The sequence below is a fragment of the Streptomyces collinus Tu 365 genome, assembly GCF_000444875.1.
Taxonomy (GTDB): domain Bacteria; phylum Actinomycetota; class Actinomycetes; order Streptomycetales; family Streptomycetaceae; genus Streptomyces; species Streptomyces collinus_A.
The window spans coordinates 7893373-7912454 of sequence record NC_021985.1; the positions used below are offsets into that span (position 1 = coordinate 7893373).

The following is a 19082-nucleotide window of genomic DNA, read 5'->3' on the forward strand; positions in this document are numbered from 1 at the left end:
GTGTCTCTCCTCGTCCGTCGGTTCGGTTCATCGGTCGGTGTCGGGCTTCAGCGCTCGCGGCCGGGTTCATCGGTCGGTCGCGTCGCGTCGGCGAGCGCCTGTGCGAGCCGGTCCGCCAGCACCGCGCTGTGCGGCGGATCCACCAGCGTGTGGTGGTTGCCGGGGATCGGAACGCGGTGCACGGCGCTCGCGTGCGCCCGCCAGGGAGCCGGGTCCACCAGTGCGGTGGTGAGGTCGGTGTGCACCTCGGACACCGTGAACAGGTGCACCGGGGTGTCCAGGACGGCCCCGGTGCGGTACCGGGCGGCCGCCGTGCCGTTGGCCGTGGCGACCCGCAGCATCCGGCGCAGCGCCCGCGGGGCGCCGTTCCTCGGGAGGATGCCGTTGGCACGGCCCTTGCGGGCCAGGACCTCGAGCAGGGCGTCCTCGTCGAGCGCGCGGGCCTGGTCGGCGTCCAGCCCGGCGGCGAGCCCGTGGCGCAGCAGGTCGTCGTCCCCGGCTTCGGGTGCCGCCCCGGCACCCGTGCCCGGCGCGGCGGAGTCGATCAGGCCGACGAAGGCGACCTGTTCACCGGCCGCCTCCAGCCGGGCCGCGACCTCGAAGGCCACGGTCCCGCCGAACGACCAGCCCGCCAGCAGATAGGGGCCGGACGGCACCTCCGCGCGGATCTCCGCGAGATAGCGCTCGGCCATGGCGGGGACCTCTTCGAGCGGTGTCTCGTCCCGGTCGCAGCCCACCGCCGTCACACCGAGCACCCGCCGGGAGCCGTCGCAGGTCGCCGCCAGGTCGCGGACCAGGTTCAGGTAGCAGACGACGTCACCGCCGCGCGGATGGAACAGGATGAGCGGGGGACGGCCGTCGTCTCCGTCGCGGAGCGGCATCAGCAGCCGGCCGGACGCGGCGGCCGCCTCCGGCAGCGCCTCGCACAGCAGCTCCACCGTCGGCCTGCGGAAGACCAGGCTCAGCGGGAGGTCCACGCCGAACTCCGCGCGCACCGCGGACATGAGCTCGAGCGCCTTCAGCGAGTGGCCGCCCAGGGCGAAGAAGTCGTCCCGGACGCCGACCGGTCCGCCGCCGAGCACGCCCTCCCACAGCCGTGCCATCCGCAGCTCGGACGCATCGCGCGGGGCCACCATCGGCACGTCACCCGCACGGGCGGCACCCGGCGCCACGGCGGGCAGTGCCCGGCGGTCGAGTTTGCCGTTCGGGGTGAGCGGCAGCCGTTCCAGCGGGAGCAGGACACCGGGCACCATCGGGGCCGGGAGCTCCTCGCGCAGGACGTCGCGCAGCGCCGCCGTATCGCCGTCCCCGTCGCGCCAGACCACATAGCCGACGAGGACCGCGTCCACCCCCTGTCCCTGCACGGCGGCGGCGGCCGCCGCGACCTCGGGACGGCGCACGAGCGCCGCCTCGATCTCGCCCAGCTCGATGCGGTGGCCGCGCACCTTCACCTGGCTGTCCGCCCTGCCCCGGTACTCCAGGCCGCCGTCGGGCAGCCTGCGCACCAGGTCACCGGTGCGATACAGCCTGCCGCCCGCGTCGAACGGGTCGGCGACGAACCGCTCGGCGGTCAGGCCGGGCCGGCCGTGGTAGCCGCGGGCCACCCCGTCACCGCCGATGTACAGCTCGCCGAACACGCCCACCGGCAGCGGCCGCAGCCGCTCGTCCAGCACGTGCAGCCGGGTGTTGGCGAGCGCCCGGCCGATCGGCACCGGTCCGCCGGCGTCCGCGGGGCGCAGGCGGTACGCGGTCGACCAGACGGTCGTCTCGGTCGGACCGTAGACGTTCCACACGGTCCCCAGGGCGGACCGCATCCGGGCGGCCAGGGCCGTCGGCAGGGCCTCGCCGCCGCACAGGGCGCGCACCCCGGGGTTCTCCCAGCCGGCCTCCATGAGCAGGTGCCAGGTGGCGGGCGTGGCCTGGACGACGGTGGCCCCGGCCGAGTCCAGCTCCTTGGCGAGCAGCCTGCCGTCCCGGGCCGTCTCACGGTCGACGACTCGCACCCGGGCACCGCAGGACAGCGGTACGAGCAGTTCCAGGACGGCGATGTCGAACGACGCGGTGGTGACGGCGGCGACGACGTCACCGGGACCCGTCCCCAGCCTGGCCACCATGTCGTGGGCGAAGTTCGCCAGCGCCTGGTGCGGCACCATGACGCCCTTGGGCCGCCCGGTCGAGCCGGACGTGTACAGGACGTACGCCAGGTCCTGCGGGTGGACCGCGACCGGTGCCGGCGTACCGGCCGGTGCACGGTCGTCGGCCAGAGCGGCGATGTCGAGGACCTGGACCTGATCGCCGACCGCGGGCGGGCCGTCCGGGCCGTCCGAGGTGACGAGCAGCCGCGCACCGCTGTCCGACAGCATGTGCGCGATCCGCTCGGCCGGATAGGCGGGGTCGACGGGCACGTACCGGGCGCCGCTGCGCAGGACGCCCAGCAGGGCGACCGGCAGCAGCACCGACCGGTCCACGCTCACCGCGACCGCCGTGCCCGGGCCCGCGCCGAGCGCGGCCAGCCGTGCGGCCACCCGGCCCGACGTCTCCCACAGCCCCGCGTAGTCGAGCCTGCGGCAGCCGTCGTCGACGGCCGGCGCGTACGGGGTGCGGGCGGCCTGCTCCCCGATCCGTACGTGCAGCGGCGCCGCGGGGACCGGCTCGGCGGTGTCGTTCCAGCGGGCGGCGTCCTCCTTCTCCTGCCCGGCCGGGAGCAGCGGCAGCGCCCCGACGCGGGTACCGGGCGAGGCGACGGCCGCGGACAGCAGCTCCAGCAGGGCCGCCGCCATCCGGGCGACGCTCGGCGGCCCGAAGAGGTCGGTCGCGAACACCGCCTCGCCGCGCAGCTCACCCGCCTCCTCCGTGAAGTACAACGACAGGTCGAACTTCGACGCGGAGCTGTCCAGTTCGAGGGCCTCGGCCGTCAGCCCCGCCGGCAGGGGCTGCGCGGGCGGCTCCTCGTTGAGGACGAGCATCACCTGGAACAGCGGGTTACGGCTCAGATCGCGTTCCGGGCGCAGCTCCTCCACCAGCCGCTCGAACGGCACCTCCTGATGGGCGTACGCCTCCAGCGCCGTGTCCCGGGCCCGGGACACGAGGTCGCCGAAGGCCGGGTCGTCGGACAGGTCGGCGCGCAGCACCAGGTTGTTGACGAAGAAGCCGACCAGCGGCTCCAGTTCGCCGCGGTCCCGGCCCGCCACCGGCGAGCCGACCGCCACGTCGTGGGCACCGGCCCAGCGGCCCAGCAGCGCCTGGACGCCGGCCAGCAGCACCATGAACAGGGTCGCCTCGCGGTCCCGGCCGAGGGCGCGCAGTCCCTCGACGAGCGGCGCCGGCACCGTGAAGGAGTACCGGTCGCCGCGCCCGGACGCGGTGGCGGGGCGTGGGCGGTCCGTGGGCAGGTCGAGCGGGACGAGGCCCGAAAGACGCTCGCGCCAGTGGGCGAGCTGCCGCTCCAGCACCTCACCGGTCAGCCGTTCGCGCTGCCAGGCAGCGAAGTCCCGGTAGGAGACGGCGAGTTCGGCGAGCGGTTCGGCAACCTCCTCGGTCCGCGCACGGTAGGCGGCGAAGAAGTCCCGCCAGAACACCCCGGCCGACCACCCGTCGAACGCGGCGTGATGGGCGACCACCACGAGCAGGTGCTCGTGCGGCGCGGTCCGGATCAGCCGGGCGCGCACCAGGGGAGCGCGGGACAGGTCGAAGGGCCGGGCGGCGTCCGCAGCGGCCAGCTCCCGGGCCCGCCGGCCGGCGCTCGCGGAGTCCTCGCCGGACAGGTCCGTGAAGACAGGCTCGAACACCTCGGCCGGCTCGGTCACCAGCAGCGCGGCTCCACCGGGTCCGCCTTCCTCGACGCGGGAACGCAGCACCCCGTGCCGGGTGACGACGTCCCGCAGGGCACCGAGCGCGGCCCGCGCGTCGAGCGCCCCGGACAGGTGCAGGCCCCCGGGCATGTTGTAGTCGGGGCGCCCCGGCTGCAGCCGGTCCAGCAGCCACAGCCGCTGCTGGCCGAAGGAGAGCGGCGACGGCCCCGCGGGCAGCACCGGGATGGCGGGCTGCTCGTCCGCGCCGAGCGAGGCCAGGGTCCGCGCGAGGTCCTCGGCGACCGGATGGCGGAACAGCGACTGCATCGGGACGTCCAGCCCGAGGAGCCTGCGCAGCCGGGACACCACCCGGGTGGCTTTCAGCGAGTGGCCGCCCCGCTCGAAGAAGTGGTCCCGGACACCGACCGGGCCGTCCCCGAGGACCTCCTCCCAGACCTGGACGACCGTCCGCTCCAGCGCCGTGCGCGGTGCGACGAACGCGCGGCCGGAGCCGCCCGGGCCGGGCGCGGGCAGCGCCCTGCGGTCCGTCTTGCCGTTCGGTGTCAGCGGCAGCGCGTCGAGCACCACGACCGCCGACGGCACCAGCGCGGCTGGCAGCGCCGCGCGCACCGTGTCCAGCACCTCCGCCCCACCGCCCTGCGGGGCGCCGTCCGCGTGCCACTCCACGTAGGCCACCAGGGAGCGGTCGCCGCCCTCGCCGTGCGCGGCCACCGCCGTGCGGGCCACGGCGGGGTGCCGCAGCACCGCGGCCTCGACCTCGCCGAGCTCCACGCGGTGCCCGCGCACCTTCACCTGGTTGTCGCGCCGGCCGTGGAACTCCAGCACCCCGTCGGCCCGCAGCCGGGCCAGATCACCGGTCCGGTACATGCGGCTGCCGGGCGGACCGTACGGGTCGGGCACGTAGGCGCCGGCGGTGCGGCCGGGATCGCCGAGGTAGCCGCGGGCCACGCCGCGCCCGGCGATGAACAGCTCACCGACCGCGCCCGCCGGAAGGAGTTCCAGGCGCGGGCCGAGGACGCGCACCCGGGCGCCGGGCAGCGGTGTGCCGATGGGGACGCGCCCGCGGGCCACGTCCTCGTCCGTGACGACGTGGTACGTCGTGGTGTTGGTGCACTCGGTCGGCCCGTACTGGTTGACCAGCCGCAGGCGTCCCGGGGTGCCCAGGGCCCGGGCCGCGCCGGCCAGGGGTGCGGTGAGGGCCTCGCCGGTGGTCAGCACCAGCCGCAGGTCGGCGGACGGGCCGGGGGAGGCGGCCACGACCAGGGCGAGCATCGACGGGACGACGGACAGCACCGCGGTGACCCGTTCGGTGTGCAGCAGACGGGCCAGCGCGTCCGGGTCGTCCGCCTCGTCGCCGGTGGCCAGCACGACACGGCCGCCCGTCGACAGCGGGGCGAACAGGTCGCGCACCGACGGGTCGAAGGTGAGCGCGGTCCTCGCGAGGACGGTGTCCTCCTCGCCGAGACCGAAGACGCCGCACAGCGCGGCCAGATACCCGGTGATCGCGGCGTGCGGCACCGCGACGCCCTTGGGGCGCCCGGTGGAGCCCGAGGTGTACAGCAGGTAGGCGAGGTCCCCGGGTCCGGCCGTGTCGGCCAGCGGTGCGGCCGGCAGCGCGTCGATCAGCGGCCGCTCGCGCGCCAGGTCCAGCACCGTCACGCCGCCCGGGACGGAGCCGGGCGAACCGGTCGGGGCCGGCTGGGGCGAACCGTCGGTCACCACCACCCGCGCCGCGCTGTCGCCGAGCACCGTCCGGACGCGCTCGGCCGGCTGGCCGGGGTCCACCGGCACGTACGCCGCACCCGCCTTCAGCACGGCCAGGACGGCGACGACGGTGCGGGTGCCCCGCCCCGTCGCCACGGCGACCGTCGCACCCGGGACGGCGCCCAGCTCCCGCAGCCGCCGGGCGAGCCGGTTGGCGGCGGCGTCCAGCTCCGCGTACGTGGTGGTCCGCCCCGCGCAGGTCACGGCGACGGCGTCGGGCCGCCGCCGCGCCTGCTCCTCGACCAGGGCGTGCAGCGTCGCCGCCCGGGCCGGGAGCTCGCGCTCGCCGGGCGCGTCCGTGCCGAGCAGCGCCGCGCGCTCCTCCTGCCCCAGTACCTCCAGCCGGGACAGAGGGGTGTCCGGGTCGGCCGCCGCGGAGCGCAGCAGGCGCGCGTAGTGACCGGCGAAGCGCTCCATCGTGGTGTCGTCGAACAGGTCGGAGGCGTAGCTGAGGGTGCCGGTGAGACCGTCCGGGTGCTCGGTGAGGGCCAGACTCAGGTCGAACTTGGCCGTTCCGTTCGCCGTGTCCAGCGAGGTCGTGCGGATCCCTTCCAGCGGCAGCGTGTCCAACTGGTCCGGGTGCAGCTGGAAGAGGACGTCGAAGAGCGGGTTGCGGCTCAGGTCGCGTTCCGGACGCAGCTCCTCCACCAGCCGGTCGAAGGGCACGTCCTGGTGCTCGAAGGCGGCCAGCGCGGTCTCCCGCACCCGGCGTACCGCCTCGCCGAACGCCGGGTCGCCGGACAGGTCGGTGCGCAGCACCAGCGTGTTGACGAAGAAGCCGACGAGCGGCTCCAGTTCGGTGCGGTCCCGGCCCGCGACGGGCGAGCCGACGGCGAGGTCGTGCTGTCCCGTCCACCGGGCGAGCAGCGCCTGGAAGCCGGCGAGCAGCACCATGAACAGCGTCGCTCCGCGCTCGCGGGCCAGCGCGCCCAGCCGTCCGGCGAGTTCCGCCGGCAGCTCGAAGGTCAGCGACCCGCCCGAACCGGTCCGGGTGAGCGGCCGGGGCCGGTCCGTGGGCAGCTCCAGTGCGGGCAGCGCCGCGAGCCGCTCCCGCCAGTGGGCGATGCCGCGGTCCACGGCGCCCTCGGCCAGCCGGCGCTGCTGCCAGTGGGCGTAGTCGCCGTACTGGACGGGCAGCACCGGCAGGGCGGGCCGCTCACCGCGCCGCAGCGCGGCGTAGGCGTCCGACAGCTCCCGCCACAGCACCGGCATCGACCAGCCGTCGCCCACCGTGTGGTGCAGGACGAGGACGAGCAGGTGTTCCCGCGCGTCCACGCGGACCAGGCGGGCCCGCAGCAGGGGCGCCCGGGACAGGTCGAACGGGGCGGCGGCGTCGCCGTGGGCCAGGCCGAGGGCCCGGGAGCGGGCCTCCTCGCGCACCACCCCGGAAAGGTCGGTGACGACCGGCACGAACACCTCGGCCGGCTCCACCGACTGCACCGGCCCGTCCGGTCCTTCCGCCAGCCGCGAGCGCAGCACCTCGTGCCGGGCGACCACGGTGCGCAGGGCGTCGAGCAACGCGTCGGCGTCGAGCGTGCCCTCGAGGCGGACGGCGACGGGGATGTTGTAGTCGGGGCGGCCCGGCTGGAGCTGGTCCAGGAACCACAGGCGCTGCTGCGCGAAGGACAGCGGTGCCGCGGTGCCGGCGGGACGCGGGACGACCCGGTCCGCGACGGTGTCCGGCGCTTCGGCACGCAGCGCGTCCAGCGCGGTCGCGAACCGCTCCAGCACCGGGTGTTCGAACAGCAGCCGCAGCGGCACCTCGGTGCCCAGGCGTACGCCGAGGCGGGACACCACCCGGGTGGCCCGCAGGGAGTGGCCGCCGAGGGCGAAGAAGTCGTCGTGGCGGCCGACGCGGCCGGCCCCGAGCACCTCGCCCCACACCTCGGCGACCAGCCGTTCCGTGGCGCCGGCCGGCTCCTCGAACCGGGCCCGGCTCACCGCTCGTTCGCCGGGCGCGGGCAGGGCACGCCGGTCCAGCTTGCCGTTGGGTGTCGTCGGCAGGCCGGGCAACGGCACGATCGCGGCGGGCAGCATGTAGGCCGGCAGCCGCTCCGCCAGAGCCCGGTGCAGCACGTCGGGGGCAGGGTCGGCGCCGGGCGCGGCCACGACGTACGCGACCAGGCACGGCTCGCCGGGGGTGTCCTCACGCACGACGACGGCGGCACGGCCCACCCCCGGGCACCGGGTCAGTTCCGCCTCGACCTCACCCGGCTCGATGCGGAAGCCGCGGATCTTCACCTGCTGGTCGGCGCGGCCCAGGTAGTCGACGGTGCCGTCGGGGCGCCGCCTGGCCAGGTCCCCGGTGCGGTACATGCGCGCCCCGGGCGGCCCGTACGGGTCGACGGCGAACCGCTCGGCGGTCAGTCCCGGCCGGCCCAGGTAGCCGCGGGCGACCCCGGTGCCGCCGACGCACAGTTCACCGACCGCACCCTCGGGCACCGGACGCCCGCGCTCGTCGAGCACGTACAGCCGGGTGTCGTCCAGCGCCGAACCGATCGGCACCCGGCCCGCCACCGTGCCGCCGGCGCGGGCGTCCACCCGGTGGACGGTGGCGAACGTCGTCGTCTCCGTGGGGCCGTAGGCGTTGACCAGCACGGTGTCCGGGGCCGCCGCGAGGGCCCGGCGGAAGGACGTGGCGCTCGCGGCCTCACCGCCGGTCCATACCTCCCGGACCTCGGTGAGCAGCTCCACCCGTTCCTCGACGACGAGGTCGAAGAGGGCCGCCGTGAGGAACAGCGCGGTGATCCGGTGCTCGCGCACCAGCCGGGCGAGGGTGTCGGTGCCGATCCGTCCGGGCGGCGCCATCACCACCGTGCCGCCGGTCAGCAGCGGCGTCCACACCTCGTAGGTCGAGGCGTCGAAGGCCAGCGGGGCGTGGGCGAGGACCCGGCGGTGCGCCGTGCCGAACGCGGAGTCGCGGGCGAGGGCCGCGATGTTGCCCTGAGTGACGCCGATGCCCTTGGGTTCGCCCGTCGAGCCGGAGGTGTACATGATGTAGGCGAGCTGGTCCGGCGCGCACGGCCCCGCATCCTCGTCCGGCGCGCACGGCCCCGCGTGCTCGTCCGGTGCCCCAGGCTCCCGGCGCGGGCCCCCGGTGGCGTCGAGGACCGGTACGGGCGATGCCGTGGCGGCCTCGTGCCCGGCCAGGGCCGGATCGGTGAGCAGCAGACGGGCGCCGGTGTGCTCCAGCATCCAGTGCAGCCGCCGCACCGGGAAGGCCGGGTTGAGCGGCACATAGGCCCCGCCCGCCTTCAGCACCGCCAGCATCGCGACGGGCACGTGCACCGAGCGCTCCATGAGCAGCGCCACCGGCGTCTCCCGGCCCACCCCGGCGGCCCGCAGCCGCGCCGCCAGCGCGTCCGTGCGGGCGTCGAGTTCGGCGTACGTGAGCCGGTCGGTCCCGCAGACCACGGCCGTGGCACCGGGGGAGCGGCCCGCCTGGCCGGCGAAGAGCCCGGCGGGCGTGGCCGGGGCCAGGTCGGCGCGCACGGTGCCGTGCCCGCCGGCGACGATCCGGGCGGCGGTCCCGGCGCCCGGCAGCAGCTGTCCGAGCGGTCGGCCGGGCTCCTCCGCCACCGCGGCCAGAAGCTCCAGGTAGTGCCCGACCAGCAGTTCGGCGCCGGCCGGGTCGAACAGGTCGGTGTCCACCACCAGCGAGCCGGTGCAGCGGTCGGCACCCTCGGAGACGAACACGCTCACGTCGAACAGGGACGCGCCGAAGTCGCACGGCATCCGCTCGACGTCCACCTGCGGCAGCCGCAGCGCCGCCGTCTCCTCACCCGCGGCGGCGAACATCACCTGCACCAGCGGGTTCATGTCGCCGGACCGTTCCGGGTTCAGATGCTCCACCAGCCGGTCGAACGGCACCTCCTGGTGGTCGTAGGCGTCCAGCGTCACCTGACGGACCCGGCCCAGCAGCTCGTGGAAACCGGGGTCGCCCGACAGGTCGGTGCGCAGCACCAGCGTGTTCACGAAGAAGCCGATCAGCGGCTCCAGTTCGACCCGGTCCCGGCCCGCGACGGGCGTGCCGACCGCGATGTCGGTACGGCCCGACACCCGGGCCAGGACCGCCTGGAAGGCGGCGAGCAGCGTCATGAACAGGGTCACCCCACGCGCCTCGGCCAGCCGCCGCAGCCGGTCGGTGAGCTCCCGGTCGAGGGTGAACTCCAGGCTGTGCCCGGCGCCGCTGCGCCGGGTCGGCCGCGGCCTGTCCGCGGGCAGCTCCAGCGGCTCCAGGCCGGCCAGCCGCTCCTCCCAGTGCCGCAGCCCCGTGTCCAGGGCGCCGCTCGCCAGGCGCTCCCGCTGGCTGCGGGCGTGGTCCTGGTAGGCGACCGGCAGTTCGGGGTGACGCGCCGGCACGCCCCGCAGCAGCGCCGTGTAGCCCTCGGACAGCTCCTTCCACAGCAGTGACATGGACCAGCCGTCGGTCGCGATGTGGTGGACCACCAGCACCAGGACGTGGTCCTGCGCCCCGAGGCGGATCAGCAGGGCGCGCAGCAGCGGCCCGGTGGCCAGGTCGAACGGACGGCGCGCCTCCTCCCGCGCCAGGTCCAGGGCCCGCTGTTCGGCGTCCGGTGCCGCGGAGCCGTCACCGTCCGCGCCCAGGTCGAGCAGGGCCAACGGCACCTCGTCGGGGGCCGGGAGCACGACGGGCACCGGCTGCCCGTCCCGCTCCTCGAACACCGTCCGCAGCGGCGCGTGCCGCCCGACGACCCCGGTCAGGCTGCGCCGCAGCAGATCACGGCGCACCGGCCCGCGCAGCCGCACGACCTCCGGTATCGCGTAGCCGGAGGCGCCGCTCCGCATCCGGTCCACCAGCCACATGCGTTCCTGCGCGAACGAGGCGACGGGCTCGGCGGCCGCTCCGGTGCCGGCCGTGCGCGGCGCGGGGGCGGCGGACGTGGTGGTCCCGTCCACGTCTGCCGACGTCTGGGCCAGGGCCGACTGCACCCGGCGGCGCATCAGCTCACGGGCGGCGGCCAGCCGGCTGTCGACGGCGCCCGGCGTGCTCTCCTGGATGGTCACGAGGTCTCTCCCTGCGATGCGTGGACCACGAAGGACGTGGGGGACGGGGATGCGGTGGCGGACGAGGAGGGACGTGCGCCGTCCGCCGGGGGCAGCGCGTCGTCCGCCGTGGAGGCGGCGATGTCCGCGAGAAGGGCGGCCTCCACCGCCGCGGCCAGCGCGGCGACGGTCCGCTGTTCGAACAGGGTGTGCAGCGGCAGGTCCAGCGCCAGCGACTGGCGCAGCCGCGCCGCGACCCTGGTGGCGCTCAGCGAGTGGCCGCCGAGGGCGAAGAAGTCGTCGTGGCGTCCGACGCCCTCGACGCCGAGCACCGCACACCACACGGCGGCGACCAGTTCCTCGAAATCGCCGTCCGGCGGTTCGTGTCCGGCGGGCCCGGCGGCGGGTGCCGGCAGGGCGCGGCGGTCGAGCTTGCCGTTGGGTGTGACGGGCAGGCCGTCCACGACGACCACCAGCGGCACCATGTACTCGGGCAGGGTTCGCGCCAGTCCGGCGCGCAGCGCCGACGCGTCGGGCGCGGCCCCCGGCGCCGGCACGGCGTAGCCGACGAGCCTGCGCTCGCCCGGGGTGTCCTCGCGGACGACCACCGCCGCCTGCCGCACGCCGTCCTGCCGTGCCAGCGCGGTCTCGATCTCGCCGAGTTCGATGCGGAAACCGTGGATCTTCACCTGGTCGTCGGTGCGGCCGAGGTACTCCACCGCGCCGTCCGCCCGCAGCCGTGCGATGTCACCGGTGCGGTACATGCGCGTACCCGGCGGACCGAACGGATCGAGCGGGAAGCGTTCCGCGGTCAGCGCGGGCCGCCGCAGATAGCCGCGGGCCAGACCCGACCCGGCGAGGAACAGCTCGCCCGGGAATCCGATCGGTACGGGCCGGCCCCGCGGATCGAGCACGTACAACGCGGTGTTCCAGATCGGCCGCCCGATGGGCACCGGTCCCTCGTCCGCACGGCGGCACTCCCAGTGGGTGACGTCGACGGCCGCCTCGGTGGGCCCGTACAGGTTGTGCAGCGGTACGCGGAGCACATCGCAGAAGCGGTTCTTCAGTTCCTCCGGCAGTGCTTCGCCGCTGCACACGACCCGGCGCAGCGAACGGCAGCCGGCGGCGGTGGGTTCGGCCACGAAGGCGGCGAGCATGGACGGCACGAAGTGTGCGGTGGTGACCGACTCCTCCTGGATCAGGCGCGCGAGGTACGCGGGGTCCTTGTGGCCGCCGGGTTCGGCGACGACGAGTGCGGCGCCGGTCAGCAGCGGCCAGAAGAACTCCCACACCGACACGTCGAAGCCGAACGGCGTCTTCTGCAGCACCCGGTCGTCGGGCCCGAGGCCGTACCGGTCCTGCATCCACAGCAGCCGGTTGACGATCGCCCGGTGCTCGACGACGACGGCCTTGGGACGGCCGGTGGAACCGGAGGTGTAGATGACGTAGGCGGGGTGAGAGGGCAGCACGCCGGCCGGCCCGGCGGACAGGCCCGTCCCCCGGCCGGCGGTCTCCCCGGGTGCGGCGTCCAGGAGCAGCCGGGGCACCGGTGCGCCGCCCGGGAGGACCGTGTCGACGTCCGAGGTGGTCAGCAGCAGCACCGGAGCCGCGTCGGACAGCATGAAGGCGATCCGCTCCGCCGGCAGGGACGGGTCGACCGGCAGGTAGGCCGCGCCCGACTTCAGCACGGCGAGCAGCGCCACCACCAGCTCGGTGGACCGGTGCAGCGCGACCGCGACGATCTCCTCCGGGCGCGCACCCCGCGCCCGCAGCACGGCGGCCAGCTCCTCCGCCCGTGCGTCGAGTTCGGCGTAGGTCAGGCGTTCGCCCGTGAACACGGTCGCCACGGCGTCCGGGGTGCGGGCGGCCTGCCGCGCGAACAGCTCCACGAGCGTGGTGTGCGGCACCGGTACGGCCGTGTCGTTCCACTCGGCGAGCAGCCGGTGCTGCCCGCCGGAGACGACGTCCACCTCGCCGACCGGCGTGCCGGGTTCCTCGGCCAGCGCCGTCAGCAGCTGCTCCAGTCCTTCCGCGACGCTCCGTGCGGCGCGGGCGTCGAGGACGTCCGGCCGGTGGTCGAGGTGCAGCCGCAGCCGCTCACCGGGCAGGGCGAGGAGGTTGACGGTGTAGTGCGTCGCGTCGGTGCCGTCCACGGCGGCGAGCCGCACCGGGCCCGCGAGGTCGCGCATCCCCGCCAGGTCCAGGGGGTAGTTCTCGACGACGACCGCCGTGTCGAACAGGGTGCCGAGCCCTGCCGCGTGCTGGATGTCCGCCAGCCCCAGGTGCTGGTGGTCCATCAGCGGCGCCTGCTCGTCCTGGAAGCGGATCAGGGCGTCGAGCAGGGTCTCCTCGTCCCGTACCCGGAAACGCACCGGCAGGGTGTTGATCAGCAGCCCCACCATGCTCTCGATCCCCGCGACCGGCGCGGTGCGCCCCGAGACCGTGCCCCCGAAGACCACGTCCGTACGGGCCGTCAGACGGCCCAGCAGAATCGCCCACAGGCCCTGGACGACGGTGTTGAGGGTGATGCCCGCGGAACGGGCCCGTGCGGTGAGCCGGGCCGTCGTCTCCGCGGACAGCTCCACCGTGGTCCGCTCCGGCAACGCGCCGAGGGTGTTCGGGTCCGCCGAGCCCAGCAGCACGGGCTCGTCCAGGCCGGCCAGTGCCTCGCGCCAGGCCGCCGTCGCCGCGTCCCGGTCCTGGCCGGCCAGCCACGCCAGGTGGTCGCGGTAGGGCACGGCCGGCGCGGGAACAGCACGCGGTGCGGCCCCGCTCGACTCGGCGTAGGACGTGAGCAGTTCGCGCAGCAGGACGGCGGAGGACCAGCCGTCCCACAGGATGTGGTGGTTCGTCATCACCAGCCGGTGCCGGTCGGCGTCGGTGCGGACCAGGGTGAAGCGCACCAGAGGCGGTCGCTCCAGGTCGAAGCGCCGGGCCCGGTCGTCGGCGAGCAGCCGCACGAAGGCGGCGTGACGTTCCCGCGCCGGGCGCCCGGTGAGGTCCACCGCGGTCCACGGGGCCTTGGCGGCACCGGTCACCACCTGCACGGGCCGGTCGAGCCCCCGGTCGGTGAAGGCCGCCCGCAGCGCGTCGTGCCGCTCCAGCAGGGCGTCGCACGCCCGCCGCAGGGCGTCCGCGTCGAGCGGGCCGTCCAGGGTGAGGACGATCTGCCCGGTGTAGGCGTCCGTGCCCGTCGCGTCGAAGGCCGCATGGAAGAACAGGCCCTCCTGCAGGGGCGACAGGGGCAGGACGTCGGTCAGGCCCGGGTGGTGTCCGGCGAGACGGGCCACGTCCGCGCGGGACAGGCCCGCCGGCGCGAGGTCGGTGCGGGCGGGAACGGCCGCCCGCACCCGGGAGCCGGCCAGCAGGCGCAACGCCTCGAGCCAGGCGTCGGCCAGCGCGTCGGCCTCGCGCTGCGCCAGCAGTCCCTCCGGCCAGGTCAGCACGGCGGTGAGCACCGGACCGGCATGCTCCTCCACGGCCAGCGCGTCGATCTGGAGGCAGTGCTCGACGGGCATGGCCGGGTCGGCGTGGGCGCCCAGTCCGCCGGTGCCGGGCGCCGGGGTCCAGGGTGCGTCGCCCGCGCCGTCGAACCGGCCCAGATAGTTGAACAGCACGCGGGGCTGGGGGAGTCCGGCCAGCTCGCCGGCGGTCGCCGGGTTCAGGCGGCTCAGCAGGCCGTATCCGGTGCCGTGGCCGGGGACCACGGCGAGGCAGCCGTGCACCCGCTCCGCCAGTGCCGCCAGCGCGTCGCCGTCGCCCTCCCATGCCGCGGCCACGTCGAGGCCGCGCAGGTCCAGCCGCACCGGGTACTGGGTGGTGAACCAGCCCACCGTGCGCGACAGGTCGTGCCGTCCCGTGCGGTCGGTCCGGCCGTGGCCCTCCAGGTCCAGCAGCAGGGAACCGGGACCGCGGGGTGCGATGACGCGCGGGTGGTGGGCGGCCAGCGCGAGCGCGGTGAGCAGCACCTCGGCGGGACCGGTGCCCAGGGCCGCCGGCACCGATGTCAGCAACGGTCCGGCGCACTGCGCCGGAAGGGTCAGCGTGCGGCTGCGGGTGGTGCCGACGGTGTCACGCACCGGGTCCGGCACACGGTCCCAGGGCGCGGGTGTCCCCTCGTCCGCGGGCAGGGCGGCGTCCTCGGACGGCGTGAGGCCGACGCGGCTCGCGGCGCGGCCGCCGCCCCGCGCCGTGACGTCGTCCTCGGGTGCCAGGGTCCGGCGCCAGTGGGGCAGTTCGGCCAGCACCTCCGGAGACGCGGCCAGCTCCTGGAGATGGGCGGCCCAGGCACGGAACGGCGTCCCCGGGTCGTCCGCGGACCGCACCGGGGCCGTGTCGCCGTCCGCCATGTCCCAGGCGGAGGCGAGGTCCTCGAGCAGGATGCGCCAGGACACGCCGTCCACGGCCAGGTGGTGGACGCACAGCAGCAGCCGGTCCGGCAGCCCGCCAGGCCCTTCCCACCGCACGGCCCGCACCAGCACTCCGCGCCACGGGTCCAGCTCCGCCGCCGCCTCGTCGGCGGCGGTCCGCGCGTCACACGGTCCGGTGGCCCGGCGCAGCACCCCGGCGGCGTCGACCGAACCCGGTGCGCCGATCACCAGCGCGGGCCGGCCGTCGGCGCCCTCGGCCAGCCGTATCCGCAGCGCCGCGTGGCGGTCGAGGACCGTCTGGAGGGTGCGGACCAGCCGGGCGTCGTCCGCGCCGGCGGGCAGGGTGAGGGTCATCGACTGGCTGAACCGGCCGACCGGCCCCGGCCCGTCGAGCAGCCACCGCATCACGGGCGTCGCCGCCGACTCCCCGCAGGCCTCGGCCGGCCCGGCCGGCTCCGGTAGCGCGGCCGGTGCGCCGGCGGTGGCGAGGGCCGCCGGGGTCTTGTGCGTGAAGACGTCACCCAGGGTGAAGGCGAACCCCTTCCCCCGGGCGCGGCTGACCAGGGTGAGGGCGGCGATGCTGTCACCGCCGAGGGAGAAGAAGTTGTCGTCCGGCGCGACCGGACGGCCCAGCACCTGGGCGAACAGCCCGCACAGCGTCCCCACGGGGCCGACGGCCTCCCGTACCGGACCCTCCGTTCCCGCCTCCGGCGCGGGTTCCGGCGTGGGCAGCGCCCGGCGGTCGACCTTCCCGCCTGCGGTCAGGGGCAGGGAGTCCAGGGTGACGAAGGTGTGCGGCACCATGTAGGGCGGCAGCAACCGCGCGAGGTGGGCGGTGAGGTCCGCGGCGGCGACCGTACCGCCGGGCTGCGGAGCGACGAAGGCGACCAGACGGCGCCCGCCGCCCGGTGCGGGCCGCACGTCGACGACCGTCTGGCGCACCGAGGGATGCCGGCCCAGCACGGCCTCGATCTCGCCGAGCTCCACGCGGTAGCCGTTCACCTTGACCTGCTGGTCGATCCGGCCCAGGTACTCCAGGACGCCGTCCTGCGACCAGCGCACCAGGTCGCCCGTGCGGTACATCCTCGCCCCGGGAACGCCCGAGAACGGGTCGGGTACGAAACTCCCGGCGGTCGGGCCCGGCCGTCCGGCGTACCCGTGCGCCAGCCCGGTGCCCGCCACGCACAGTTCGCCCGCCGCGCCGGGCGGCAGCAGCCGCAACCGGGAGTCCACCACGTAGGCGCGGTGGTTGGGCATCGGCCGTCCGATCGGCGGCACCCGGCCGTCCGGGGCGGATGCGCACCGGTGCACCGTCACCTCGACGGTGGCCTCGGTCGGGCCGTAGCAGTTCCACACCTCACGGCCGCCGGCCGCCCAGCGCGCCACCGCGTCGGCCGAGGGTGCCTCACCGCCGGTGGACAGGAAACGCAGCGCGGGCACCGCGCCGGGATCCAGCAGCGGAAGCAGCGCGGGCGGCAGATCGGCGACGGTCACCGCCTGGCGGACCATCAGCGACTGCAGCCGGTCGAGGTCCGTGCGCTCCTCGTCGGCGGCCAGCACGAGGGCGCCGCCGCTCAGCAGCGCACCGAACACGTCCAGCACGGACACGTCGAAGGACAACGACGCGAACCCCAGGAACCGCTCGCCCGCGCCCTGCCCGAGCCGCACGCCGGCCAAGGCCAGATGGGCGTGCACGGAGTCCACCGCGGCCGCATGGGGCACGACGACCCCCTTCGGCTCGCCGGTGCTGCCCGAGGTGAACAGCAGATACGCGGCGGCCGCCGCCGGCAGCGGGGTCCTGTCCGGCCCCTCAGAGGCGTCGGCGTACGGCGCCGCTGGCCCGTACACCGGCACCGGCACCACCGCGGTGTGCTCCGGTAGCGACCCGGTGGCGTCCGCACCGGCCACGACCGCGCGGATCCCGGCCCGCTCCACCACGTACGCCACGCGGGCCGCGGGCAGCGCGGGGTCCAGGGGCACATAGCAGCCGCCCGCCTTGAGGACGCCGAGCAGCGCCGCGACCATCGCGGGCGAGCGGCCCACCCGTACACCGACCGGGCGGCCCGGCTCCGTCACCGGCCGCAGCCGCCGCGCCACGGCCTCGGCCCACGCGTCCAGAGCGTCGTACGTCACCTCCTCGCCGTCGCAGACGACGGCGACGGCGTCCGGGGTGCGCGCGGCCTGTTCCTCGAACAGCTCGTGCAGACAGCGGTGCGCGGGCACCTCGGCCGTCCCGCCGTCCGCGAACGCGGAGAGGCGCCGCTCGTCGTCGGGCGTGAGCAGCTCCAGCGCGTCGACGCGGGCCTGCGGCCCCGCCGCGGCGAGGGCGGCGAGGAACCGGGTGAACCGGGCCCGGTGCCGGTGGGCCTCCGCCTCGTCCACCTCGGTGGCGTCCCCCTCGACCTGGACGGTGAGCGGGCTGTCGCCGCCGCGGTCGTAGACGTTGACGGTGAGGTGGTCCACAGGGCCGACCGAGAGGTTGTGCGCGATGGCCGGGGCCCCGGCGAAGTCCACTCCGTAGTCGAAGGACATCAGGTTGACCGTGGCGTCCCACAGCCGCCCCCCGGCGTGCACCTCCTCGAAGCGGTACCGCTGGTGCCGCAGCACCTCCTTGATGCCGGCCGAGGTACGGCGCACCAGGTCGTCCAGGGTCATCGTCCCGGTCACGGACAGGCGCAAGGGCAGCACCCGCGAGAACATGCCGGGGGTCCGGCGGGCCGCGGCCGTCGCGCGCCCGGTGACCGGCAGGCCGAGCACGACGTCCTCGGTGCCGTTCACCCGGTGCAGATAGGCGGCGGCCGCCGCCATGACCAGTGCCGACCAGCGCGTCCCGTACGTCCGCGCGGCCTCGCGCAGCAGCCGCGCGTCGCTGGCGGGCAGGTCGCCCCGCACCCGTACGACCGTGCTCGTCGGTGCGGCCGGGCCGCCCTCGGCGGGCCGTCCCGCGAAACCGGCCGGCTCGGGCGCGTCCGCGAGCGCGTCCTGCCAGAAGGCCCGGTCGGCCTGCCAGGCATCGGAGGCGCGGTACGCCTCCTCCTCCGCCACGATGTCCCGCCAGGGCGCGGCGTCCGACGGCGGCGCGGACTCCCCGGCGACCAGCGCCGAGTAGTGCGCGGCGACCCTGCGCGCGAGGAGCAGTCCGCTCACGCCGTCGGCGACGATGTGGTGATAGCCCTGCATCCAGCAGAAGGACGCGGGCCCGGTGCGCACCAGCAGCTGCCGGTGCACGTCACCGGTGGCCGGGTCCATGGGCCGTTCCAGCTCGGCCCGCATGCGCGTCTCGGCGGCGGCGAGGGGGTCGGGCGCACCGCTGACATCGAGGGTCTCCAGCACGAACGGCGCCCGGGCGGCGGGCCACTGGCGCGCCCTTCCGTCCGCCTCCCCGAAGCGCATCCCGAGCGCCTCGGTCTCCGCCAGCATCCGGCGCAGCGCCTCCTGGAAGAGCCCGGAGTCGACGGCCCCGTGGATCTCGAGGTATTCGCCGATGGCGAAGTCACGGCGCAGGGGATCCAGTTGCTGCGCGAACCAGACACCGGCCTGCGCCGAGGTGAGGGGCAGCGACCCGTGGTCATCAGTGGACATGCGGCAGGCTCTCCTCGGTTTCGTACGACGACGACGCGAGGACCACCTTCCGTGACGATCAACTGCCCCGAAAGTCCCAAGAAATAGCCTCTTGACAGGCCCGCGGGAGGTCACGGCGGTTCCCGGTCACGCGAATCCGTGACACGGCGTCAACGGCGCCCGCGAAGGTGATGTGAGGGCGCGGCACGGGGAGTTCGGCAAGCGGCCGCGGCCTCGCGGTCCTGCGATCGGTCGTCCCTCACGGCCACCGCGAGGTCGACCGCCACGTGTCCTGGAACGGCGGCGACAGCGCCGGGCCTTCCCGCAGCGCCGTGGTCGCCGCCCGTGCCCACCTGGTCGCCGAACCGGAGAAGGAGCAGGCGGCCAGCCGTCTCACTACCAGCCGCGGTTCACCACAGGCGGGCCGGTCACCGGCACCGCGGAAGACCTGCAGGCGGCCGAGGAACTGCTGCGCGCCGCGTTCCCGCCGCTGCCGGGAGACGGCGCCGGCGGGCCGGCCATCCGGTCCGCGGCGGTGGAGCGGCAGCGCCTCGCTGCGAAATCCGAC

2 protein-coding genes are annotated in these 19082 nt (G+C 75.7%); both read right to left on the minus strand.

Annotated elements, in window-relative coordinates; translation table 11 throughout:
* Positions 1-47 precede the first annotated feature (47 nt).
* Complete coding sequence (locus B446_RS33905) at positions 48-10604, minus strand: non-ribosomal peptide synthetase (RefSeq protein WP_020937617.1); 10557 nt, start codon at positions 10602-10604, stop codon at positions 48-50.
* Positions 10601-18535 (minus strand): non-ribosomal peptide synthetase, encoded by a 7935-nt coding sequence (locus tag B446_RS33910; RefSeq protein WP_020937616.1) that lies wholly within the window; start codon positions 18533-18535, stop codon positions 10601-10603. The genes B446_RS33905 and B446_RS33910 overlap by 4 nt, the downstream gene beginning before the upstream one ends.
* Between the last annotated feature and the right edge of the window lie 547 nt (positions 18536-19082).

Coding starts and splice junctions, on each gene's coding strand:
- B446_RS33910 (WP_020937616.1), bottom strand. CDS start 18,535: ATGTCCACTGATGACCACGGGTCGCTGCCCCTCACCTCGGCGCAGGCC.